The following is a 23,458-nucleotide window of genomic DNA, read 5'->3' on the forward strand; positions in this document are numbered from 1 at the left end:
GCTTGGATTTCCACGCCTGCTTCGCCAAAAGGCCGCGATGCGTTTGCGATTGCCCCATCGAATGATCGGTCTCGCCGCCCTGGCCGGGGTCGGTGTCGGGGCCAGCGCGGTTCTGGCCCAGATCGAGGGGCAGGATCGCGGTGTCATGCCGATCGACAGCGGCAGCGCCTATGAGGTCTCGGGCGTCACCGTCGACGTCGCGGGCAAGACGGCGGAGGCCGCCCGGCTGGGCGGCTGGCGGATCGCACAGCGCAAGGGCTGGTCGATGCTGGCGCAGCGGCTGGGCCGCAGCGGCGTCGGCGCGTCGGACGGCCTGCTCGACTCGCTGGTGACCGGCATCGTCGTGGAGAAGGAGCAGATCGGCCCCACACGCTATGTCGCACGGCTGGGCGTGCTGTTCGACCGCGCACGGGCCGCCTCGGTGCTGGGCGTGTCGGCCTATGCCGATCGCTCGCCGCCGATGCTGGTGATGCCGTTGCAGGTGTCGGGCGGCGTGTCGCAGATGTTCGAGACCCGGACGCCCTGGCAGCAGGCCTGGGCACGCTTCCGCACCGGCAACAGCACGATCGATTATATCCGCCCCTCAGGAACCGGTGCCGACCCGCTGCTCCTGAATGCCGGGCAGATCGGACGACGCTCGCGTGGCTGGTGGCGCTCCATCCTCGACCAATATGGCGCGTCGGACATCCTGATCCCCGTCGTACGCCTGCATCGCCAATGGCCGGGTGGCCCGGTGATCGGGGTGTTCGAGGCACGGCATGGACCGGACAATGTCCTGATCGGGTCATTGACCCTGCGAGTCGGCAGCACCGAAGGATTGGGCCAGTTGCTCGATACCGGCGCGGCCCGGCTCGATTCGCTTTATCAGCGCGCACTCGCCAGCGGCGTGCTGCGTGGCGATCCGACGCTTGCCCCGCCGCCCAAGCCGCAGGTCGAGATCGCCCCCGACGACAGCAATACGGGCGAGGAGCCGATCGAGGGTCTCGACTCCGCCATCGCCGCGACGGGGGCCGGAATCGCGGTGACGCTGCAATATGACGCGCCCAGCGCCAGCGCCGTCGCCAATGTCGAAAGCCTGGTGCGCGGCATCCCCGGCGTGGTGCGGGCGGGCACGACCAGCCTGGCGGTCGGGGGTGTCTCGTTGATGAGCGTGACCTATGACGGCGACCCGGACCAGCTTCGCCGCGCGCTGGAGCAGCGCGGTTTTCAGGTGTCGGGCGCCGGCACCATCTTGCGCGTGCGGCGTGCGGCCTTGCCCGCGCCGACGCCCCCTACGGATACTGCGACGACCGGATGAACCAGATGGCGCTTCCGCTGCAATGGCCAGCGGACCCTCGATCGGATGCCTTCCTGCTGACCGACTCCAACCGGCTGGCGGCGCGGATGCTGGACCAGTGGGAAAACTGGCCGACCATGGCCGCCATCCTGACGGGGCCGCGCAAGTCCGGCCGGTCGCTGCTGGCGCGCATCTTCGCGGCGCGCAGCGGCGGCACGATCATCGACGATGCCGAGCGCGTGCCCGAGGTGCAGATTTTCCACGCCTGGAACACCGCGCAGGCCGAACGGCGGCCGTTGCTGATCGTCGCCGATGCCGCCCCGCCGCGCTGGGCCGTGAAGCTGCCCGACCTGCGCTCGCGTCTGGCCAATAGCAGCCTTGGCGAGATCGGCCCGCCCGACGACGAGTTGGTCGCGGCACTGTTCGAGCATCTGTTCGAGCGGCGGGGCCTGGATGCGCGGCCCGATCTGATCGAGTGGCTGACGCTGCGTGTCGAGCGCAGTCACCTTTCTGTCATCCGCGCAGTCGATATGCTCGACCAGGGGGCGATGGAACGGCGCGCGCGTTTGTCCATTGCTCTTGCACGATCCACCCTGATCACGGCCGGCCTCCTCGCCGAGCCCTGAACGCAGTCCGAGCGAGAAATATGACCCGTCCCGCCCATATCGCGCAAATGTCCGAGCCGGACGACGATCATTTCACGCCGAACCGCAGCGAGCGCTATTTCAACCGCGAACTCTCCTGGCTGGCGTTCAATCGCCGCGTGCTGGAGGAGGCGTGCAATTCGGCGCATCCGCTGCTCGAACGGCTGCGCTTCCTGTCGATCTCGGGGTCGAACCTCGATGAATTCTTCATGGTGCGCGTCGCCGGGTTGAAGGGACAACAAGCGCAGGATGTCGAGCAGCGCTCGGTCGACGGACTGACGCCCGGGCAGCAGCTGAACGGCATCGTTGCCGAGGCCGACCGGCTGATGGCCAGCCAGCAGGAGGTGTGGGGTGACCTGCGCAACCTGCTCGACGAGGCGGGCATCTTCGTCCTGCGCCGAGATGCGATCGATGCGGAGGCCAATAGCTGGCTCGAAACCCATGTCCGCGAGCAGATTTTCCCGATCCTGACGCCCCAGGCGCTCGACCCCGCGCATCCCTTTCCGTTCATTCCCAACAAGGGTCTGTCGATGATCTTCGACCTGACCCGCGTGTCGGATCAGGAGCCGATTCGCGAACTGGTGATGATCCCCGCCACCATGCCGCGTTTCGTGCGGTTGCCGGGCGAGGGCGCGCGCTATGTCTCGATCGAGACGATCCTGCGCCGCTTCTCGGGGCTGCTCTTCCCCGGCTATATCGTCAACGGCGCGGCGACCTTCCGCGTGCTGCGCGACAGCGACATCGAGATCGAGGAGGAGGCGGAGGATCTGGTCCGCTATTTCGCCAACGCGATCAAGCGGCGTCGGCGCGGGCGGGTGATCCGGCTGGAGCTGGAAACCGGCATGCCCGACGAGCTGGCCGACGTGCTGCGCGACGAACTGGGCGGCAGCGACGCGATCATCACCGAGAGCGGCAATCTGCTTGGCATCGGCGACCTCGACATGCTGGTCGACGAGGATCGCCCCGACCTGAAATTCCCACCCTATTCCCCGCGCTTTCCCGAACGAATCCGGGAGTTTGCCGGCGATTGCTTCGCCGCGATCAAAGCCAAGGACATCGTCGTCCATCACCCGTACGAGACGTTCGAGGTGGTCATCGCCTTCCTGAAACAGGCGGCGGCCGACCCCGATGTCGTGGCGATCAAGCAGACGCTCTACCGCGCCGGCAAACAGTCGGCGATCATCAACGCGCTGATCGCGGCGGCGGAGGCCGGCAAGTCGGTGACGGCGATCGTCGAACTCAAGGCTCGCTTCGACGAGGAGCAGAACCTCTATTGGGCCTCGGCGCTGGAGCGCGCCGGCGTGCAGGTCGTCTATGGCTTCATCGATTGGAAGACGCACGCCAAGGTGTCGATGGTCGTCCGGCGCGAGGGCAGCGATTTCCGCACTTACTGCCATTTCGGCACGGGCAATTATCACCCGATCACCGCGCGCATCTATACCGACCTTAGCTTCTTCACCGCCGATCCGCTGCTCGGGCGCGATGCGGCGCAGATGTTCAACTACATCACCGGCTATGTCGAACCGGTGGCGATGAACCATGTCAGCCTGTCGCCACGCGACCTGCGCCACAATCTGATGGCGCTGATCGACGCCGAGATCGCGCATGCCCGCGCAGGTCGTACGGGCAGCCTGTGGGCCAAGGTCAATTCGCTGGTCGACCCGCTGGTGATCGAGAAGCTCTACGAGGCGAGCGGCGCCGGCGTCGAGATCGACCTGATCGTACGCGGCATCTGCTGCCTGCGGCCGGGCGTGCCGGGCATGTCGGAAAATATCCGGGTCAAGTCGGTCGTCGGCCGCTTCCTCGAACACAGCCGCATCTGGGCGTTCGGGAACGGCAAGGCCTTGCCCCATGATTCGGCCAAGGTCTTCATCTCCTCGGCGGACTGGATGCCGCGCAACTTCGACCGCCGGGTCGAATATATGCTGCCCATCCTCAACCCGACCGTGCACGACCAGATCCTGGACCAGGTGATGGTCGCCAATCTGCTCGACAATGAACAAAGCTGGGAACTGGAGTCGGATGGCAGCTATGTCCGCGATCAGCCCGGCGACCGCCCCTTCAACCTGCATCGGTATTTCATGACCAATCCCTCGCTTTCGGGGCGCGGTGCCGCGCTCGATACCAGCAAGGCGGTGCCGACCCTGTCGCTGCGCCGGCAGAAGTGACGGGCGAAGGCTGAACCATGGCAGGAACGCACGCGCCGCGCATGGCGATCATCGACATCGGCTCGAACTCGGTCCGGCTAGTCGTCTATCAGGGGCCGCCGCGCCTGCCGGCGACGCTCTTCAACGAGAAGGTCATGGCGGGCCTCGGGCGCGGTCTGGCTGCGACCGGTGCGATCGATCCGGTCGCGCTCGGCAAGGCGCAGGTGGCGCTCGCCCGGTTCGCCAGTCTTGCGCGCGAGATGGGTGTGGAGACGCTGCGCACCGTGGCGACCGCGGCGGTGCGCGATGCGGCCAATGGCGGTGAGCTGATCGCCTGCGCCGAATCGCTGGGCCTCAAGGTCGAACTGCTATCGGGCGAGCAGGAAGCCAAGGGGGCGGGGGAGGGCGTGTTGTCGGCCATCCCCGACGCCGATGGCATTGTCGGCGATCTGGGCGGCGGCAGCCTGGAGCTGGTGCGCGTCCGTGACGGTCAGGTCGAGGACCGGGTGTCCTTTCCGCTGGGCGTGCTGCGCATCCCGGCGCTGCGCGAACGCGGCGGCAAGACGTTCGAGCGGCATATCGCCCGCCTGATCGAGGAGGCCGGTTGGGAAGGACGCGGGCGAGGCCTGCCCTTCTATCTGGTCGGCGGATCATGGCGCGCGCTGGCGCGGCTGGACATGACGCTGGCCGGCTATCCGTTGCCCATCATCCACCACTATGAGCTGACGCCGACCGACATATTGCGGCTGTCACGCACGATCCCGCACCTCAGCAAGGCACGCCTGCGCGAGGTGAAGGGTCTATCGTCCAGCCGCGCCGCCACGCTGGGCGATGCCACGGCGCTGCTCAGCGTCCTGCTCAAGCATCTGGGTAGCAGCACGACGGTCGTCTCGGCCTATGGCCTGCGCGAGGGCCTGCTCTATGGCGGGTTGGATGCCAAGACGCGCGCGCTCGACCCGCTGATCGTCGCGGCGCGGGAGGAAGGACGACTGCTCGGCCGCTTCCCCGAACATGGCGATCTGCTCGAAAGCTGGACCGCGCCGCTGTTCAACGGTGAGGCGGCGGCCGAGGCACGGCTGCGGCACGCGGCCTGTCTGCTGGCCGATGTCGGCTGGCGCGCCAATCCGGAATTTCGCTCAGAGCGGGGGGTGGAGATCGCGCTGCACGGCAATTGGGTCGGTATCGATGCGGTCGGCCGCGCGATGCTGGCGCAGGCGCTGCACACCAGCCTGGGCGGCGGATTAGACGTACCCGCACCTTTGGCCGAACTGGCGAGCCCGGCGCAGTTGAAGCTGGCGACCAGTTGGGGCCTGGCGGTCCGGTTGGGGCAGCGACTGAGCGGAGGACTGGCCGGACCGCTGGAACGGAGCGGACTGGTGATCGACGAGTCGACGCTTGGCCTGGCGATGCGCGAAGAGGATCGCGGCTTTTACGGCGAAGCGGTGGAGCGCCGCCATGCGGCGCTGGCCACCGCCATGGGGCGGACGCCGGTTCGGCTCAGCCGCACTTGATCCTGACGACCCGGCCGGCCGCATCGGTTTCGATGTTCAGCCGGTCGGTGCGATAGTCCATCATCACCGCGTCGCCCGGCGCGATCACGCGGATCGTGCGGGCGCCGGTGCGCTTCAGCGTCGGTGCCCGCATCGCCTCGGTCCAAGGCTTGCCGACCAGATCGGCGACCCGCGTCTCACCGCAACCGATCAGGTCGGATACCTCTTCCGGCTTGGCGGTGGCGGTGCAGGCCATGAGCGGCAGCAACGCCACGATCGTCAGCACTCGGATCATGCCGGTTCGTCCTCGGTCCGCACCATCTTAAGCTTGCCGTTTTTGACGACGAAGCCGGTGCGGCCTTCGACCAGATCGAGCGCGTCGCGGCCGAACTGTTCGAAGCGCCAGCCGTCGAGCACCGCCAGGCCGCTGCGGACGCCCGCCGCCAGCATCTCCAGATCGTCCGAGCGGGCGAGCAGACGCGGCGCGACGTCGATGTCGCGCGCGCGGATCTTGAGAAGCAGCTTGAGGAGATCGGCGACCAGCGCACCTTCGCGGCCCAGCCCCGGCTTGCGGTCGTCGCGCGCGGGGAGTTCGTCGGCGTCGAGCGGGGTCGCCGTCTCCAGCGCATCCATCAGACGTCCGCCGATGTCGTTGCTCGCCCAGGTCGCGGACAGGCCGCGTACCTTGGCCAGATCGGCCTGCTTGCGCGGCGGATGCCCGGCCAGATCGGCGAGCGTCTCGTCCTTGACGATGCGGCCACGCGGCAAGTCCTTCGCCTGGGCCTCCAGCTCGCGCCAGCGCGCCAGCGCCTTCATCCGGCCGAGCATGTCGGGCTTGCGCCCCGACACGCGCACCCGCTTCCAGGCCGAGTCCGGGTCGTTGGCATAATGTTCGGGATCGGCCAGCCGCTCCATCTCCTGGTCCAGCCACGCGCCGCGCCCGGTCTTGCGCAGCCGCTCCAGCATCCGGGGGAAGATCGCCGACAAATGGGTCACGTCGCCGATCGCATAATCGACCTGCCGCTGGTCGAGCGGACGGCGCGACCAGTCGGTGAAGCGCGCACCCTTGTCGACCTGGATACCCAGCCAGCTGTCGACCAGATTGGAATAGCCGATCTGCTCGCCCTGACCCAGCGCCATCGCCGCGATCTGCGTGTCGAACAGCGGGTGCGGGGTCTTGCCGGTCAGATTGTAGATGATCTCGATATCCTGGCCGCCGGCATGAAAGACCTTCAGCACCTCGTCATTGTTGACCAGCAGGTCGAGCAGCGGCGTCATGTCCAGGCCGGGGGCCTTGGGATCGATCGCGGCGGCTTCCTGCGTATCGGCGATCTGGATCAGGCACAGCTCGGGCCAATAGGTGCTTTCGCGCATGAATTCGGTATCGACCGTGATGAAGTCGGCCTGGGACAGGCGGGCGCAAAGATTGGCGAGCGTGGCGCTGTCGGTAATCAACGGATGGACGTGCATCATCCGCACATAGCGCCGTGCTCGCGCCTTGACAAAGAAGAACACGACCCCGTTACGATCGGATGCGCTTTCCCCGATCCCCGGGTCTGTCGGTACATATTGATTGACAAAACCGGGGTGGGCGGGGAAGCGGCAGCACTTTCATCAGACGTTCGGAAGAATGCCCCCATGCACGCCTATCGTACTCACACCTGCGCCGCGCTGACCGCCGAAGCGGTCGGCCAGACGGTCCGCCTCTCGGGCTGGGTCCATCGCAAGCGCGATCATGGCGGCGTGCTGTTCGTCGATCTGCGCGATCACTATGGCATCACCCAGATCGTCGCCGACAGCGACACGCCCGCGCTCGCCATTCTGGAAAGCGTCCGCGTTGAGTCGGTCGTGACCATCGACGGCGTGGTGAAGGCCCGCTCGGCCGGCACCGTGAACGCCAACCTGGCAACCGGCGAGATCGAGGTGTTCGCGCGCGGCGCGACCGTGCTGTCGGCCGCCGAGGAGCTGCCGATGCCGGTGGCGGGCGAGCAGGAATATCCCGAAGACATTCGCCTGCGCTATCGCTTCCTCGACCTGCGCCGGGACACGCTGCACGCCAATATCGTGCGCCGCACCCAGGTGATCTCGGACATGCGGCGTCGCATGGAGACGGCAGGCTTCACCGAATATTCGACCCCGATCCTGACCGCCTCGTCGCCGGAAGGTGCGCGTGACTTCCTGGTGCCCAGCCGCATCCATCCGGGTAAGTTCTACGCGCTGCCGCAGGCGCCACAGCAATATAAGCAACTGCTGATGGTCGCTGGCTTCGACCGTTATTTCCAGATCGCGCCCTGTTTCCGAGACGAAGACCCGCGCGCCGACCGCCTGCCGGGCGAGTTCTATCAGCTCGACCTGGAGATGAGCTTCGTCACCCAGGAAGAGGTGTGGGAGACGATGGAGCCGGTGATCGGTGGCATCTTCGAGAAGTTCGCCGATGGCCGCACCGTCACGCCCGTAGGTGAGTTCCCGCGCATTCCGTACTCGGAGTCGATGCTGAAGTACGGCAACGACAAGCCCGACCTGCGCAACCCGTTGATCATCACCGATGTCTCGGAGCATTTCACGACCTCGGGCTTCGGCCTGTTCGAGAAGATCGTCGGCTCGGGCGGCGTCGTCCGCGCGATCCCCGCGCCCAAGACCGCCGAGAAGAGCCGCAAGTTCTTCGACGAGATGAACGAATGGGCACGCGCCGAGGGTCATGCGGGCCTGGGCTATGTCACCCGCAAGGGCGGCGAGTTCGGCGGTCCGATCGCCAAGAACCATGGCACCGAGGGTATGGAAGCGCTCTACGCCGCGCTCGGCCTCGGCCCCGATGACGGCCTGTTTTTCGCGGCGGGCAAGGTCGAGGCGGCGGCCAAGCTGGCTGGGCTCGCACGTACCCGCGTCGCCGAGCAGCTTGGCCTGATCGAGGAAGGCGCGTTCCGCCTGTGCTGGATCGTCGACTTCCCCTTCTACGAATGGGATGAGGACGAGAAGAAGGTCGAGTTCGCCCACAACCCCTTCTCGATGCCGCAGGGTGGCATGGAAGCGCTCACCTCCGCCGATCCGCTGTCGCTCAAGGCGTATCAATATGATCTGGTCTGCAACGGCTTCGAAATCGCGTCGGGCTCGATCCGCAACCAGAGCCCCGAACTGATGGTCGCCGCGTTCGAGAAGGTCGGCCTATCGAAGGCGGATGTCGAGGAGCGCTTCGGCGGGCTCTATCGCGCGTTCCAGTACGGCGCCCCGCCGCATGGTGGCATGGCCGCCGGTGTCGACCGTATCGTTATGCTGATCTGCGGTGCGCAGAACCTTCGCGAAATCTCGCTGTTCCCGATGAACCAGCGTGCCGAGGACCTGCTGATGGGCGCGCCCAGCCTGCCCAGCAACAAGCAGATGCGCGAGCTGTCGCTGCGTTCGACCGCGGAAGCGAAGAAGGATGTGGATCAGGTCGTCGCTGGCTGACCTGGTCATTCAGGGCAAATAAAAGGGCGGGCGCCGAATGCGGCGTCCGCCCTTTTTTACGTCTCGAGTCCGGGTCGGGGACCCGGACCGAGTTCCTTACGCTGCAGCCAGGGCCGGGGCGGCGGGCTTGAACTCGCCATTCTCGTCCATCAGGTGCAGCACGCCATCGGCGATCGCGAAATAGGCGCCGCGCAGCGTCAGCTTGCCCGCATCCTCACGCTTGGTGACGAAGGGGAAGGTGCGCAGATTGGCAATCGAGGTGCGGACCGATTCCAGCTCCATCTCACGCATCGCGTCGGCATCGGCGCCGTCGCCGTGCTTGGCGATGACTTTTTCGCGTGCATCGTCCAGCAGGCTCACCCAGTCGGAGACGAAGCCACCTTCACCCTGCGGCGCATGGGCAAACCCTTGCGTCAGCGCAGCCTTGCAGCCGCCACAAGCGCCGTGACCCATGACGACGACGTCCGTTACTTCCAGCTGCGTCACCGCGAATTCCAGAGCGGCCGACACGCCGTGATGACCGCCACCGGTCTCGAACGGAGGGACGAGGTTGGCGACGTTGCGGACGACGAAGATTTCGCCGGGCAGCGTGTCGAAAATCTGCGCCGGATCGACGCGGCTGTCCGAGCACGCGATGACCATGACCTTGGGGCTCTGCCCTTCCTTCAACTCGGCCCAGCGGTCGCGCTGGCGACGCCAATCGGACGTCCGAAAGCGCTGATAGCCATCCACGAGGTCGTTAAAGTCGGTCATTGCTCTCTCTTATCCAGTTATGGAAACGGCGTTGTAACGCTGGAACCGGACAGGGCCATGTCGGTTCCATATCAAAGTATGTCCGACGCGGACGGGCGCGACATCGGCAGGCATTGTGTCCGGCCCGGTGCGTCGCTATTTCGCAACCCATGAACGAGTTGACACCGTTGGCCGCGCCGGTGCGCGCACGCAAGCCCGATTGGATTCGCGTCAAGGCGCCGACGAGCGCAGGCTTCGCCGCCACGCGCGAACTGATGCGCGCGAAGAGCCTGACGACCGTGTGCGAAGAGGCCGCGTGCCCCAATATCGGTGAATGCTGGTCGAAGAAGCATGCGACCGTCATGATCCTGGGCGACACCTGCACCCGGGCCTGCGCCTTCTGCAACGTCAAGACCGGTATGCCGCGCAAGGTCGATGCGATGGAGCCGCAGAACGTCGCCGACGCCGCCGCGCAGATGGGGCTCAACCATATCGTCGTCACCTCGGTCGACCGCGATGATCTGCCCGATGGCGGCGCGTCGCAATTCGTGAAGGTGATCCAGGCGCTGCGCCGGACCACCCCGAACACGACGATCGAAATCCTGACGCCGGATTTCCGCAACAAGGCGCAGGCCGCGATCGAGTCGATCGTCGAGGCGCGCCCGGACGTCTATAACCACAACCTAGAGACGGTGCCCCGGCTCTATCCGACGATCCGCCCCGGCGCGCGCTATTATGCGTCGCTGCGTCTGCTCGAAAGCGTGAAGCGCCACGATCCGTCGATCTTCACCAAGTCGGGTATCATGCTGGGCCTGGGTGAAGAGCGGCTGGAGGTCCATCAGGTGATGGACGACATGCGCTCGGCCGACATCGATTTCCTGACCATGGGCCAGTATCTCCAGCCGACGCCGCGCCATGCCAAGGTGGCCGAGTTCGTCACGCCCAAGGCGTTCGACGCCTATGCCGCGATCGCGCGGGCCAAGGGCTTCCTGCTCGTCGCCAGCTCGCCGCTGACCCGCTCCAGCTATCATGCCGGCGACGATTTCGAGCGGCTGCGTGCCGCGCGTGAGGCGAAGCTGGCGACCGCGCGCTGATGCCCAAGCATAGCGAGACACGGCATCTGCCCTATACGCCGGAGCAGATGTTCGATCTGGTCGCCGACGTCGCCCGCTACCCGGAGTTTCTGCCCTGGGTGTCGGCGATGCGTGTGCGTTCGAATTCGGACACCGAGACGGTCGCCGACATGATCGTCGGCTTCAAGGGGCTGCGCGAGACCTTCACCAGCCGGGTCACCAAGGCCCGGCCGGAGGCGATCGACGTCGAATATCTCGACGGGCCTTTGAAGTATCTGCGCAACAACTGGCGCTTCCGTCCCGAGGAACAGGGATGCGCGGTCGACTTCACCGTCGACTTCGCATTCAAGAACCGGGTGTTCGAGATGCTGGCGGGGCAGGTGTTCGGCACCGCGCTGCGCCGCATGATCGGCGCGTTCGAGGACCGCGCCGCCAAGCTTTACGGCAAGAGCAGCCCCAGCGCCAACAGCGCCGCCTGAAGCCGGATGCCGCCCCGGCCGATGTCGCCGAATTCGTGACGCTCGGCCTTGATGTCCTCGGGGTCGCCGCCGCGCAGCGCCTGGGCGAAGACGACGGTCCCGACCGGCTTCTTCGGGGTGCCGCCACCGGGACCGGCGACGCCGGTGATCGCGACGGCGATGTCCGCCTCGCTCGCCGCCAGTGCACCCTGCGCCATCGCCCAGGCGGTCGCGGTGGAGACGGCGCCGAAGGTCTCGATCAGCTCGGAATTGACCTTCAACAGGTCGATCTTCGCCTTGTTGGAATAGGTGACGAAGCCCGCCTCGACGACATCCGACGATCCCGGAATCTCGGTCAGCGCGGCCGACACCAGTCCCCCGGTGCAGCTTTCGGCCAGCGCGACACGGCGGCCGATGGCGCGGTTGGCGGTGACCACGCGCTCGGCGAGCGCGATCAGGTCATTGGGAAGTAGCACGTCCATCAGCGGGTTCCGATCGGGCAAAGCGGCAGGTCGGGCACGGCCACCTGCCGGCCGCGCGCCTTCTCGCTTTTCAGATATTGAAGCGCGGTGACGACCACCGACGCCATGTTGCGCGGGGGCAGGGGGGCAAGCTGCGTCGCCAGCCGGTCGATCACGCCGCAATCCTCCAGCCCGATCCGCCCGACAATGAACGGCACCAGCAGCGAGGTCAGCAGCGGCCGGGCGAAATCGGATTGCAGCAGCGTGTCGACCGTCGGGTCGGACAGCATGACGATCGCCGCCCGCGCTGCCGGCCAAGCCTGCTCAGCGGCCGTCTCATATTTCGCGATCAGCGTGCCGTTGCCCCGGATCAGGCTATTCGCGGGCAAGTGCGCGGCACACACCCGACCGGTCTCACGCAGAATGTCCGGCATCGCGACCAGCGTCATTGCCTCGGCCTCGGGCGCGGTGATGCAGGCGCGCTGCTGCGCCATCGCGGCTTCCGGCACCGCCAGACCGATCAGCGCCAGCGCGAGACCCAGCCGCTTCATGCCTGTGCTCCACCCGGCAGGCGTACCGTGGCGACGGCCTGGGTCGCGATGCCTTCGCCGCGTCCGGTAAAGCCCAGTCGTTCGGTCGTCGTCGCCTTCAGGCTGACGCGGCTCTGGTCGATCTGGAGCAGTTCGGCGATCCGCGCGACCATGGCGGCGCGGTGCGGGCCGATCTTGGGCGCTTCGCAGATGATGGTCAGGTCGACGAAATCGATCCGCCCACCCTTGTCGGCGATCAGCTTGGCGGCGTGTTGCAGGAACTGGCCCGACTCGGCACCCTTCCATTGCGGATCGCTGGGCGGGAAATGCGTACCGATGTCACCGGCGGCAATGGTGCCCAGCAGCGCGTCGGTCAGCGCATGGAGCGCGACATCGGCGTCGCTATGCCCCGACAGGCCCTGATGATGCGGGATTAGGACGCCGCCGAGCCACAGTTCCTCGCCATCCTCCAGCCGGTGCACGTCGAACCCCATGGCGGTGCGTGTTTCCCATGCCAGTCGCATGTCGGCGCCGGCCATGTCGTCGGGATAGGTGATCTTTTCGAGCATGGCATCGCCCTGCACCAAAGCGACGCGCCCGCCAAGCCGTCGCACCATCTGCGCGTCGTCCGTGGCTTCCGCTTCGGCGGGCCAGGCGGCATGGGCGGCTATGACGGCCTGCATATGAAAGCCCTGCGGCGTCTGCACGCGAACCACGCCGTCACGCGGTACGATCTCCCCCAGCACGTCGTCGGCGTTGCGCGCCAGCGTGTCCGCCACCGCGAGCACCGGCATGGCACCATCCGCCGACGCCAAGCCCGCGAGCACCCGGTCGATGACGTCATGCGACAGGAATGGACGCGCGGCGTCATGGATCAGGACCTTGGTCACGCCCTCCAGCGCCAATTGGCGAAGTCCCTTGGCCACCGACTCGCGGCGGCTGGCACCGCCGGGTGCGACCTGTGCGTCGGGCAGCAAGGATCGGGCTACATCGATCTGATCCGCCGCCACCATCGTCAGCACGGTGGATATGGCCGGATGGGTGCGTAGCGCCTCATGGCTCCAGGCCAGCATCGGGCGTCCGCCCAGATCGCGGAACTGCTTCGGCACGCCGCCGCCCATGCGGGTGCCGCCACCCGCTGCGACGATCAGGGCGGCGATCTTTTCCATCTGGCTCATGCGCTCCGCCTAGCGACTTTTGGCCGGGGTCGGCAACATTGCCTTTTCCGGCGATTCGGACTAAATGGCTGCTCATTTTTCAGGCAGTTTTATGCGTAACCTCGCTCCTATCCAGGTCGGTCCGGTGACGATCGACAGCCCCGTCGTTCTGGCGCCGATGACCGGCGTGACCGACATGCCGTTCCGCACGCTCGTCCGGCGCTATGGCTCCGGTCTGAACGTCACGGAGATGATCGCCAGCCAGGCGGCGATCCGCGAGACCCGCCAGTCGATCCAGAAGGCCGCCTGGCATCCGCTGGAGGAGCCGGTGTCGATGCAGCTGGTCGGCTGCACCCCCTATGAAATGGGGGAGGCGGCAAAGCTGAACGCCGATCGCGGTGCGGCGATCATCGACATCAACATGGGCTGTCCGGTGCGCAAGGTCGTCAATGGCGACGCCGGCTCGGCGCTGATGCGCGACCTGAAGCTGGCCTCCGCCATCATCGAGGCGACGGTGAAGGCCGTGGACGTGCCCGTCACGCTGAAGATGCGGATGGGCTGGTGCCATGACAGCCTGAACGCCCCCGAATTGTCGCGCATCGCCGAAGACATCGGGGTCAAGATGATCACGGTCCATGGCCGCACCCGCAATCAGATGTACAAGGGCTCGGCCGACTGGGCGTTCATTCGCAACGTCAAGGATGCGGTCAGCATCCCCGTCATCGCCAATGGCGACATCTGCTCGCTCGACGATGCCGATGCGGCGCTGGACCAGTCGGGCGCGGACGGGGTGATGATCGGACGCGGCGCCTATGGCCGGCCCTGGCTGCTGGGGCAGGTGATGCACTGGTTCGCCACCGGCGAGCGGCTGGACGATCCGACGCTCGAAGAACAATATCGCGCGGTCACAGAACATTATGACGCAATGCTCGACCATTATGGCACCGAGACCGGCGTCAACATGGCGCGCAAGCATATCGGCTGGTACACGCGCGGCCTGCACGGCTCGGCCGAGTTCCGCAACACGGTGAACAAGGAGCCGAACGCGGATCGCGTCAAGGCGATGCTGTACGACTTCTACATGCCGCAGATCGAGCTTGCCGCTGCCGCCTGAGCCTGCGCGCCACGGCCGACCCGGCTTCGCGGCGCTGTTCGCCGCCTTGCCGGTCGCCGTGGTCGTGGTCGATCCCGACGATCGCATCGTCCATGCCAATGGCCTGGCCGAGCAGTTGCTCAACCTGTCTGAGCGGCTGATGATCGGCCAGCCCTTGGACGCCATCCTGCCCCCGCCCGAGGCGCCGCGCAGCCGCGATGGCCATGGCTTTGCGATCTATGACACGGTCATCGCGACGCCGCATGGGCCAAAGATCCGCGTCGACTTCGTCGAGGCGCAAATCCCCGACCATCCCGGCTGGCGAGCGATCACACTGCACAGCGCGGGACCATCGCGCCGGCTGGGCCATGCCTCCGACCGGGGGGCGGGTGCCCGCGCGGCGGTGGGGGCGGCGGCCATGCTGGCGCACGAAATCAAGAACCCGCTGTCGGGTATCCGGGGCGCCGCCCAGCTTCTCAATGGCGGCGAGTTGACCACCCTGATCACCACCGAGGTCGACCGGATCGCCGCGCTGATCGACCGGATGCAGGACTTTAGCGACACGCGGCCGTTGCCGCTGGCCGCCGAAAATATCTACCCCTTGCTCGCCCATGCGCGCGGCGTGGCGCTCGCCGGTTTCGCGCGCGGGATCGAGATCGAGGAGCGTTTCGACCCCTCGCTGCCCCCGGCTTGGATCAATCGCGACGCGCTGCTCCAGATCGTCATCAACCTGCTGAAGAACGCGCGTGAGGCGGTGCGCCAGGAGCGTACTCCACGTATCGTACTGACCACCGCCTATCGCCACGGCATGTCGGTCAGCATTGGCGGGGGGCAGGAGCGGCTGCCGCTGCCGATCGAGATTTGCATCATCGACAATGGTCCGGGTGCACCGCCCGACATCGTCGATCATCTGTTCGACCCGTTCGTCTCCGGTCGTCGCGAGGGGCAGGGGCTTGGCCTTGCGCTCGTCGACAAGCTGGCGCGCGACATGAACGGGATCATCCAATATGCCAGGGAAGGTTCGCCCGAAATGACCGTGCTGCGTCTGCTGCTGCCCAGGGCCCGCGCATGAGCCATGTTCTGGTCGTCGACGACGACGCCGCCATCCGCACCGTCGTCGGACAGGCGCTGCGCCGCGCCGGTCATGAGGTCACCGTGGTCGAGACGCTGGCGCGGCTGGACCGCCTGCTCGCGAGCGGCGCACCCGATGTGCTGGTTACCGATGTCATCCTGCCCGATGGCGATGGGATCGACCATATCCGGGGGGTGGCCGAGCGTTTCCCCGCGTTGCCGATCATCATACTGTCGGCGCAGAACACGCTGACCACGGCGGTGAGAGCGGCGGAGGTGGGCGCCTATGAATATCTGCCCAAGCCGTTCGACCTCGATGCCCTGACCAATGCGGTCGCCGGCGCGCTGGCGCGGGGTGGCGTGCTGGTCGAGGACGGCTTGGGTGAGGACGACCGCGCCCTGCCGCTGATCGGCCGGTCGCAGGCGATGCAGAGCGTGTACCGCGTCATCGCGCGCGTGGTCGCGACCGACCTGACCGTGCTCATCTCCGGCGAGTCGGGCACCGGCAAGGAGCTGGTGGCGCGCGCGATCCACGATCTGGGGCCGAGGCGCTCGGCACCCTTCGTCGCGATCAACATGGCGGCGATCCCGCGCGAACTGATCGAGGCCGAACTGTTCGGCCATGAACGTGGTGCCTTCACGGGCGCAGCGCAGCGCAATGCCGGCCGCTTCGAGCAAGCCTCGGGCGGCACGCTGTTCCTCGACGAAATCGGCGACATGCCGATGGAGGCGCAGACCCGCCTGCTCCGCGTGCTCCAGTCGGGCGAATTCACGACGGTCGGTGGAGCGCGGACGATCCGGACCGATGTCCGCATCGTCGCTGCCACCAATCGCGACCTGAGCCAGCAGGTGGCGTCGGGCCAGTTTCGCGAGGACCTGTTCTACCGGCTGAACGTCGTGCCGATCGCGCTGCCCGCGCTTCGCGAGCGGCGACAGGATATTCCACTGCTCGCCCGGCACTTTCTCGAGAATGCCGCTGCACAGGGCCTGCCCCGGCGCAAGATCGACGCACAGGCGCTCGACGTGCTGGTCGTCCACGATTGGCCGGGCAATGTCCGCGAGCTGGAAAATCTGATGCGCCGGCTCGCGGTGCTGGCGCGCGACGAAGTGATCGACGCCGAAGCGGTCCGGACGATGCTGGGCGAAGCCGCGCTGAGCGGGGCGACGGCGGGGGGCGGCCGGGCAGCGGTGCCGGATCTGGCGGCCGCGGTCCGAAGCTATCTGGCGCGGCTGGCGATCGAACGGCCCGGCCTGCTGGATGACGGGACCCTCTATGACCGGGTCATCGGCGAGGTCGAGCGCCCCTTGATCGAAGCGATGCTCGCCCGCCACGGCGGCAATCAATTGCGGACCGCACGCGCGATGGGCATCAATCGCAATACGCTGCGCAAAAGGCTCGATAGTCTGAACATTTCGACGTCCGGCGACGATGAAGCAGCCGATCCGGCCGTGTGATTTTTATGGATTGTGGCTTGCAGGTCACGCTCGACGTTGTACGATTGCAACGATGTTGGCCTTTCTGAAGCCTGCTGATTTCGATGAGACGCCGCAGTCACGCTTCGCGGTGACCCCGGCAATTGAGATTGCGGTCATCATTGGCGCATTGACGATCGCCATCGGCACCTACGCCTATATCGCCAGCCGGCATGAGGCGCAGGGTCTGATCGCTCCTCCGGTTATGGCCGGCCTGTTGGCCCTCAACCTAGTACCCGGCGTCCTTCTGCTCATGCTGCTCGGTCGACGCGTGGCGAAGCGGCGCGCGGCCCAGTCCGCCGTTGGTGGGGGCGGGCGGCTGCATGTCAGGCTGGTCGCGCTGTTTTCGCTGACGGCCAGCGTGCCGATCCTGCTGACCGTCGTGACGGCGTCGGTCCTGTTCCAGGACTCGGCCGAATTCTGGATTTCGGACCGCGCGCGCAAGGCCTTTGGCGATGCGATGAACATCGCGCGTCAGTCGCAGCAACAGATCATCGATCGCTGGGTGAAGACGGCGGACGCGATGTCCGGCGACCTCAGCAACAGCCTGCCCGCCCTGCGCGAGGACCGCGAGGCGTTTCATGCCTATTTCGGGCAACAGACGCTGGTGCGCGAACTGGAGGAGGCGGTGCTCTTCTCCTATGACCCGAAGCAGGGTTTCAAATTCTACGACTATATCCTGCCACCGGCCGACTCGACGTTCCGCGAGTTGGTGAGCCCCGACATGATCCAGCAGGCGATGCGGACCAACCGGCCAGAGGTCGGTATCAACGAGCAGCGCGTCTGGGTCGTCCGCCCCTTGCCCAACGCCAACGGCATCATGCTGTATGTCGGGACAAGTGTGAACGCCAAGTTCCTGAGCGGACAGCATTTCGCTGCCGAGGATGTGGTCCAGGACTATCGCGCATTGCAGGGGCGTGCACGGTCGTTGCAGCTCAAGTTCAACCTCGTCCTCTTCGCCATCGCCATGCTGATCGTCGGCATCGCGGTCTGGATCGCGCTGACGGTCGCGGATCGTCTGGTGCGTCCGGTCGGCGAGCTGGTCGACGCTGCGCGGCGGATTTCCGGTGGCGACCTGACGGCGCGCGTTCCCGATCCCCGGACCCGCGACGAGGTCGGAACGCTGGCCCATGCCTTCAACCAGATGACCGGGCAGCTGGAGCAGCAGAATACCGAACTGGTCACCGCCAATGCGCAACTCAACAATCGCCGTGCCCTGATCGAGGCAGTCATGGCCGGTGTCTCGGCCGGTGTCGTCGCGGTCGGGCGGGACCGGTGCGTGCGCATGGCGAATAACTCGGCGGACCTGCTTCTGGGCGCGGACGAGGAAGGGCTGATCGGCCACAAGCTCGGCGAAGTGGCCCCAGAACTTGACGAGTTGCTCGACCAGGGCCGGCGCGAGGCGACGGTGCAGGTGGCGCTCCACGGTGACATGCGGACGCTGGCGGTGCGGATCGCCCAGACCGCCGATGGCCCGATCCTGACCTTCGACGACATCACCCAGCAGTTGCTTGATCAGCGGCGCGCGGCCTGGTCCGACGTCGCCCGGCGTATCGCGCATGAGATCAAGAACCCGCTGACGCCGATCCAGCTCGCGGCCGAGCGCCTGCAACGGCGCTATGGCAAGGTCATCGATCCGCAGGACGAGACCTTCGGTCGCCTGACCGAGACGATCGTCCGACAGGTCGGCGACCTGCGCCGGATGGTCGACGAATTCTCCTCTTTCGCACGCATGCCCAAGCCCGTCTTCCGCGAAGAGGCGATCGCCGACATCTGCGCCCAGGCGATGTTCCTGCACGAGGTCGCGCACCCCGAGATTGCGTTCGAGCTGGAGCAGGACGATCCCGTTCCCTCGCTGGTCTGCGATCGACGGCAGATGAGCCAGGCGCTGACCAACATCGTCAAGAACGCGGTTGAGGCGATCGAGGCGCGGCCCGAAGGTGCGAAGGGTGGCAAGGTCGCGATGACGGTCGGCCAGCAGGCGAGCATGGTGACGATCACCGTGACCGACAACGGCATCGGCCTGCCGCCCGAGCGCGATCGCATCATCGAACCCTATATGACGACGCGCGCGCGGGGCACGGGGTTGGGCCTCGCCATCGTCAACAAGATCATCGAGGAACATGCCGGCACGATCGGCTTTTCCGACAATCCGACTGGCGGCACGATCGTGTCGATGATGTTCGATGCCGGCGCCCTGGCGGCGCTGGACCAGGGGGGCGCCGAACCTGAGCTGGCCGGGGAGGGCCAACTCACCGCTTTGACTCGTACCCGGACGTAAAAGATCATGGCTTTGGACATTCTCGTCGTCGACGACGAACTCGATATTCGCGAACTGGTCGCGGGCGTGCTGGAGGACGAAGGCTATGACGCCCGGGTCGCGGCTGACAGCGACTCGGCGCTCGAAGCCGTTGCGGTCCGGCGGCCGTCACTCGTCCTGCTCGATGTCTGGTTGCAGGGGTCGAAGCTCGACGGGCTGGAACTGCTCGACGAGATCAAGCGGCGCGATCCGTCGATCCCGGTGCTGGTTATCTCCGGCCATGGCAATCTCGACACCGCCGTCGCGGCGATCCGCAAGGGTGCGGCGGACTTTATCGAAAAGCCGTTCGAGGCCGAACGCCTGCTGCTGATGGTCGCCCGCGCGACCGAGACCGAGCGGTTGCGGCGCGAGAACGCCTCGCTGCGGGCGAGCGCGGGGCGCGAGACCGACCTGACCGGATCGTCCAATGCGATCAACGGCATCCGCGCGACGCTGAAGCGGGTCGCGGCGACCGGCAGCCGGGTGCTCATCATGGGCGCGGCCGGTGTCGGCAAGGAAGTCGCGGCGCGGCTTCTCCACGGCTGGAGCAATCGCGCTGATGCGCCCTTCGTCGTGGTCAGCGCGGCGCGCATGACGCCCGAGCGGGTCGAGGAGGAATTGTTCGGCGTCGAGGAGGGCGGCGACCTCGTCCGTACCGGCCTGCTGGAGCAGGCGCATGGCGGTACGCTGTTCCTCGACGAGATCGCGGACATGCCGATCGCAACCCAGGCACGTATCCTGCGTGTCCTGACCGACCAGAGCTTCACCCGCGTCGGCGGCACTCGCGTGGTCAAGGTGGACGTCCGCGTCGTCTCGGCGACCGCGCGCGACCTGACCCAGGAGATCGCCGAGGGCCGGTTCCGCGAGGATCTGTATTATCGGCTGAACGTAGTGCCAGTGACGATCCCGTCGCTGGCCGAGCGGAGCGAGGACATACCGGCGCTGGTCGAGCATTTCATGGCGCATTATGCGGTGGAGCGCCGGGTCCGTACCCCCGAGATCGCCCCCGACGCGATGGTCGCGATGCAATCCTATGACTGGCCGGGCAATGTCCGCCAGTTGCGCAACGTCGTCGAGCGGACGATCATCCTGGCGCCGGGCGATCGGATCGGCCGGATCGACCTCGACCTGTTGCCGGCCGAAGTGCTGGGCGAGGGGGCGGATATGGGCGGGGGCGGCGCGACCGCCATCATGGGGGCGCCGTTGCGGGAAGCCCGTGAGAGCTTCGAACGCGAATATCTCCGCATCCAGATCCGACGCTTCTCGGGCAACATCTCACGCACCGCCAGCTTCATCGGAATGGAGCGCTCCGCCCTCCACCGCAAGCTGAAGCTGCTTGGGATCAGCGAGACGCGCGAGGAATGATCGCCTGCCCGGCCGCGCGACCTCTGGACGAATGGCCCCCCAATCCATAGATAACGGACGCGTCCGGCGCACGGGCGCGGTTCCGACGCCGGGAAACGGCGCAACTCGCGGGCACGGACCCGCCAAGAACAAGGGCTTTTCCATGGCCGACAAATCGGGTTCGCTGCAGGACCTCTTTCTGAATGCGCTGCGCCGTTCCAAGGCGCCCGTCACGATGTTCCTCGTCAAGGGTGTGAAGCTTCAGGGCATCGTCACCTGGTTCGACAATTTCTCCGTCTTGCTGCGCCGTGATGGCCAGTCCCAGCTGATCTACAAGCATGCCATCTCCACGATCATGCCGTCGGGGCCGCTCGACGTCGCCGCGATCGTCGATGGCGTGAACGAGCATCAGAAGAAGCAGCCGCTGCTCCAGGAAATCTTCCTGAACGCGGTGCGCAAGTCCGAAGACCCCGTCACCATGTTCCTGATCAACGGCGTCATGCTGCAGGGGCAGATTGCGGGCTTTGACCTGTTCTGCATGCTGCTCCAGCGCGAGGGCATGGCGCAGCTCGTCTACAAGCACGCCGTCTCGACCATTCAGCCGGCACGCCCGCTGAATCTGGCCGAAGAGCAAGCGGGATCGGCCGAGGATTGAGCACCGGATTTGATCGCGACCGCGGGGAATTCACCCGCGGCGCTCGCACCGTCATCGTCCTGCCCGATCAGGGCGACGCCGCCCGCGATGCCGAGGCGCGGCTGGACGAAACCGCCGGTCTCGCCATGGCGATCGGGTTGGACGTCGTCGAACGGATCGCCCTCAAGGTCCGTTCGCCCAAGCCCGCGACCCTGATCGGCAGCGGTCAGGTCGAGCAGGTCGCACAACAGGTCCGGATGGAGGAAGCGCAGCTCGTCGTGTTCGACGGGTCGCTGACACCGGTCCAGCAGCGCAATCTGGAAACCGCGCTCGAAGCCAAGGTGATCGACCGTACCGGCCTGATCCTCGAAATTTTCGGCGAGCGGGCTGCGACGGCAGAAGGGCGGTTGCAGGTCGAACTGGCGCATCTGGATTACCAGGCCGGCCGTCTCGTGCGCAGCTGGACCCACCTCGAGCGTCAGCGCGGCGGCTTCGGCTTCCTGGGCGGTCCGGGTGAAACCCAGATCGAGGCTGACCGTCGGATGATCCGGGATCGCATGGCGCGACTGCGTCGTGAACTCGAGCAGGTCAGCCGCACGCGCGGCCTTCATCGCGATCGACGGCAGCGCGCGCCTTGGCCGGTGATCGCGCTGGTCGGCTATACCAACGCCGGGAAGTCTACGCTTTTCAATCGTTTGACCGGCGCTCATGTCATGGCGAAGGATTTGCTGTTCGCCACGCTCGACCCGACGCTGCGACAGGTGCAGTTGCCTGGCATCGACAAGGCGATCCTGTCCGACACGGTGGGTTTCGTCTCCGATCTGCCGACGCAGCTGGTGGCCGCGTTCAAGGCGACGTTGGAGGAAGTGGTGTCGGCCGATCTGCTGATCCATGTCCGTGACATCGCCCATCCGGACAGCGAAGCGCAGCGCGCCGATGTCGAGGCGGTGCTGACTGAGATCGGCGTCGACCCCGAAACCCCGCGTTTCGAGGCGTGGAACAAGATCGACCTGATCGAGGGCGAGCGGCGCGAGGACGTTCTCGTCGAGGCCGCGCGTCGACCCAATATCGTTGCCGTATCCGCGATGAGCGGGGAGGGGATTGATGATCTGGTCGAGCAAGTCGCGGCGGCACTGACCTCAGGCCATCGCCGCTATTGGATCACGCTCGACGTCGCGGATGGGGCGGGGGCCGCGTGGCTCCATGCCCATGGCGAGGTGCTGGATCAGGTCATTGAGGGCGACCAAGCGACCTATGAGGTCCGCCTGTCCGAGCCCGATTACGAGCGGTTCAACCGTCGCGGTGCTTGACGCGCTGCCATAGGGCTTCCTTCGCATCGAGGTCGAGTGCGGCGAATCCTTCGCCACCCTCGGCCTCCATCGCGCGAAAGCGGCGTTCGAACTTGCGGTTGCCAGCACGTAGCGCGGCCTCGGCGTCAACGCTGTGATGCCTCGCCCAATTGACGACGGCGAAGAGCAGGTCGCCGAATTCCTCCTCCAGCGTGTCGGGGCCGGCCTCGGCGATCTCCTGCAATTCCTCGTCGATCTTGGCACGCGAGCCGCTCGGGTCGGGCCAGTCGAAGCCCACCCGGGCTGCCCGCTTTTGCAGCTTTTCCGCCCGCATCAGCGCCGGCAGGCCGAGCGCCACGCCATCAAGCGTCCCGCCGGCCGCCTTGGCGCGGCGTTCCTCGGCCTTGATCTGCTCCCATAGATGATGGCCGCCCTCGGCGGTGTCGCCGAAAATGTGCGGATGACGTCGCTCCATCTTGTCGCTGATCGCGGTGACCACGTCGGCGAACGTGAAATGCCCGGTGTCTTCAGCGATTTGCGCGTGAAAGACGACCTGTAATAGCAAGTCGCCGAGTTCGTCCTTCAGCTCCGCCATATCGCCGCGTGCGATCGCGTCCGCGACCTCGTGCGCTTCCTCGATAGTGTAGGGCGCAATGCTCTCGAAGCTTTGGGCGACATCCCATTCACAACCCGTGGCGGGATCTCGAAGTCGCTTCATGATGGCGAGCAGACGCTCCATCGCTTGTTTTCCTTGCTGCACATGGCGCGTTCGCCCAAATCGCGATGGCATTTAGCAAGGGGGTTGGCGGGATGCCAGCCGCGCAACATCTTCAGCCTTAAGGT

General features: G+C 66.3%; 21 protein-coding genes. 14 read left to right on the forward strand and 7 right to left on the reverse strand.

The features are described from left to right. The first annotated feature begins 37 nt into the window (after positions 1-37). The 4 genes from GGR48_RS05245 to GGR48_RS05260 are packed head-to-tail and all read left to right on the forward strand — an operon-like array spanning position 38 to position 5,578. On the forward strand, positions 38-1,297 hold the full coding sequence (locus GGR48_RS05245) for a heavy-metal-associated domain-containing protein (protein WP_183950829.1): 1,260 nt from the start codon (positions 38-40) through the stop codon (positions 1,295-1,297). Then, positions 1,294-1,902 carry a P-loop NTPase family protein gene (locus GGR48_RS05250; RefSeq protein WP_183950830.1) on the forward strand — a complete coding sequence of 203 codons (609 nt, stop codon included), beginning with the start codon at positions 1,294-1,296 and terminating at the stop codon, positions 1,900-1,902. The genes GGR48_RS05245 and GGR48_RS05250 overlap by 4 nt, the downstream gene beginning before the upstream one ends. Before the next feature lie 20 nt (positions 1,903-1,922). Next, positions 1,923-4,088 (forward strand): RNA degradosome polyphosphate kinase, encoded by a 2,166-nt coding sequence (locus tag GGR48_RS05255; protein ID WP_183950831.1) that lies wholly within the window; start codon positions 1,923-1,925, stop codon positions 4,086-4,088. Between the two features lie 17 nt (positions 4,089-4,105). Further along, a complete protein-coding gene (locus tag GGR48_RS05260; protein ID WP_183950832.1) occupies positions 4,106-5,578 on the forward strand; it encodes a Ppx/GppA family phosphatase in 1,473 nt (490 codons plus the stop codon). Here GGR48_RS05260 and GGR48_RS05265 read toward each other — a convergent pair. Both GGR48_RS05265 and rnd read right to left on the reverse strand, forming a co-directional pair. Then, a complete protein-coding gene (locus GGR48_RS05265; protein WP_183950833.1) occupies positions 5,565-5,852 on the reverse strand; it encodes an I78 family peptidase inhibitor in 288 nt (95 codons plus the stop codon). The genes GGR48_RS05260 and GGR48_RS05265 overlap by 14 nt on opposite strands. After that, positions 5,849-7,027, reverse strand: coding sequence for a ribonuclease D (gene rnd, locus GGR48_RS05270; protein WP_183950979.1), 1,179 nt, complete (start codon positions 7,025-7,027; stop codon positions 5,849-5,851). Before rnd ends, GGR48_RS05265 begins: the two co-directional genes overlap by 4 nt. A 168-nt stretch (positions 7,028-7,195) precedes the next feature. Between rnd and aspS the strand changes: the two genes are divergently transcribed. After that, a complete protein-coding gene (gene aspS, locus GGR48_RS05275) occupies positions 7,196-9,001 on the forward strand; it encodes an aspartate--tRNA ligase (protein WP_183950834.1) in 1,806 nt (601 codons plus the stop codon). A 96-nt stretch (positions 9,002-9,097) separates the two neighbouring features. Here aspS and GGR48_RS05280 read toward each other — a convergent pair whose 3' ends face one another. After that, a complete protein-coding gene (locus GGR48_RS05280) occupies positions 9,098-9,754 on the reverse strand; it encodes a carbonic anhydrase (RefSeq protein ID WP_183950835.1) in 657 nt (218 codons plus the stop codon). A gap of 149 nt (positions 9,755-9,903) precedes the next feature. Between GGR48_RS05280 and lipA the strand changes: the two genes are divergently transcribed. Together lipA and GGR48_RS05290 are read left to right on the forward strand one after the other, a co-directional pair. Then, on the forward strand, positions 9,904-10,827 hold the full coding sequence (gene lipA / locus GGR48_RS05285; RefSeq protein WP_183950836.1) for a lipoyl synthase: 924 nt from the start codon (positions 9,904-9,906) through the stop codon (positions 10,825-10,827). After that, positions 10,827-11,285, forward strand: a complete 459-nt coding sequence (locus GGR48_RS05290) for a type II toxin-antitoxin system RatA family toxin (protein WP_183950837.1) — start codon at positions 10,827-10,829, stop codon at positions 11,283-11,285. Before lipA ends, GGR48_RS05290 begins: the two co-directional genes overlap by 1 nt. Here GGR48_RS05290 and GGR48_RS05295 read toward each other — a convergent pair. Genes GGR48_RS05295 through GGR48_RS05305 form a run of 3 tightly spaced genes read right to left on the reverse strand, consistent with a single transcriptional unit; the run spans position 11,246 to position 13,433 of the window. After that, the gene (locus GGR48_RS05295; protein ID WP_183950838.1) at positions 11,246-11,746 is read right to left on the reverse strand and encodes a CinA family protein; all 501 of its coding nucleotides are present in this window, start codon (positions 11,744-11,746) and stop codon (positions 11,246-11,248) included. The two genes, GGR48_RS05290 and GGR48_RS05295, sit on opposite strands and share 40 nt — an antisense overlap. Further along, positions 11,746-12,276 (reverse strand): hypothetical protein, encoded by a 531-nt coding sequence (locus tag GGR48_RS05300; protein ID WP_183950839.1) that lies wholly within the window; start codon positions 12,274-12,276, stop codon positions 11,746-11,748. Before GGR48_RS05300 ends, GGR48_RS05295 begins: the two co-directional genes overlap by 1 nt. Beyond that, positions 12,273-13,433 (reverse strand): bifunctional 2-C-methyl-D-erythritol 4-phosphate cytidylyltransferase/2-C-methyl-D-erythritol 2,4-cyclodiphosphate synthase, encoded by a 1,161-nt coding sequence (locus GGR48_RS05305; RefSeq protein ID WP_183950840.1) that lies wholly within the window; start codon positions 13,431-13,433, stop codon positions 12,273-12,275. Before GGR48_RS05305 ends, GGR48_RS05300 begins: the two co-directional genes overlap by 4 nt. Before the next feature lie 91 nt (positions 13,434-13,524). Here GGR48_RS05305 and dusB point away from each other — a divergent pair, with 91 nt between their 5' ends. The 7 genes from dusB to hflX all read left to right on the forward strand — a co-directional run bounded on the left by dusB (position 13,525) and on the right by hflX (position 22,636). Continuing rightward, complete coding sequence (gene dusB / locus GGR48_RS05310) at positions 13,525-14,526, forward strand: tRNA dihydrouridine synthase DusB (protein WP_183950841.1); 1,002 nt, start codon at positions 13,525-13,527, stop codon at positions 14,524-14,526. Further along, the gene (locus tag GGR48_RS05315) at positions 14,510-15,577 is read left to right on the forward strand and encodes a two-component system sensor histidine kinase NtrB (RefSeq protein ID WP_183950842.1); all 1,068 of its coding nucleotides are present in this window, start codon (positions 14,510-14,512) and stop codon (positions 15,575-15,577) included. The genes dusB and GGR48_RS05315 overlap by 17 nt, the downstream gene beginning before the upstream one ends. Further along, positions 15,574-17,031, forward strand: coding sequence for a nitrogen regulation protein NR(I) (gene ntrC / locus GGR48_RS05320; protein WP_183950843.1), 1,458 nt, complete (start codon positions 15,574-15,576; stop codon positions 17,029-17,031). Before GGR48_RS05315 ends, ntrC begins: the two co-directional genes overlap by 4 nt. Before the next feature lie 52 nt (positions 17,032-17,083). Next, positions 17,084-19,330: a sensor histidine kinase NtrY-like gene (locus GGR48_RS05325; RefSeq protein ID WP_240455976.1), complete on the forward strand. Its 2,247-nt coding sequence runs from the start codon at positions 17,084-17,086 to the stop codon at positions 19,328-19,330. 6 nt (positions 19,331-19,336) lie between these two features. Beyond that, positions 19,337-20,713: a nitrogen assimilation response regulator NtrX gene (gene ntrX / locus GGR48_RS05330; protein ID WP_183950844.1), complete on the forward strand. Its 1,377-nt coding sequence runs from the start codon at positions 19,337-19,339 to the stop codon at positions 20,711-20,713. A gap of 142 nt (positions 20,714-20,855) precedes the next feature. Next, positions 20,856-21,347, forward strand: a complete 492-nt coding sequence (gene hfq, locus GGR48_RS05335; RefSeq protein WP_240455975.1) for an RNA chaperone Hfq — start codon at positions 20,856-20,858, stop codon at positions 21,345-21,347. After that, complete coding sequence (gene hflX / locus GGR48_RS05340) at positions 21,344-22,636, forward strand: GTPase HflX (protein WP_183950846.1); 1,293 nt, start codon at positions 21,344-21,346, stop codon at positions 22,634-22,636. The genes hfq and hflX overlap by 4 nt, the downstream gene beginning before the upstream one ends. Here hflX and mazG read toward each other — a convergent pair. After that, entirely contained in the window at positions 22,617-23,354 is a 738-nt protein-coding gene (mazG, locus tag GGR48_RS05345; protein WP_183950847.1) for a nucleoside triphosphate pyrophosphohydrolase, read from the reverse strand. The genes hflX and mazG overlap by 20 nt on opposite strands. Positions 23,355-23,458 lie beyond the last annotated feature (104 nt).

Source organism: Sphingomonas pseudosanguinis (assembly GCF_014196255.1).
In the GTDB taxonomy this organism is placed as follows: Bacteria; Pseudomonadota; Alphaproteobacteria; order Sphingomonadales; family Sphingomonadaceae; genus Sphingomonas; species Sphingomonas pseudosanguinis.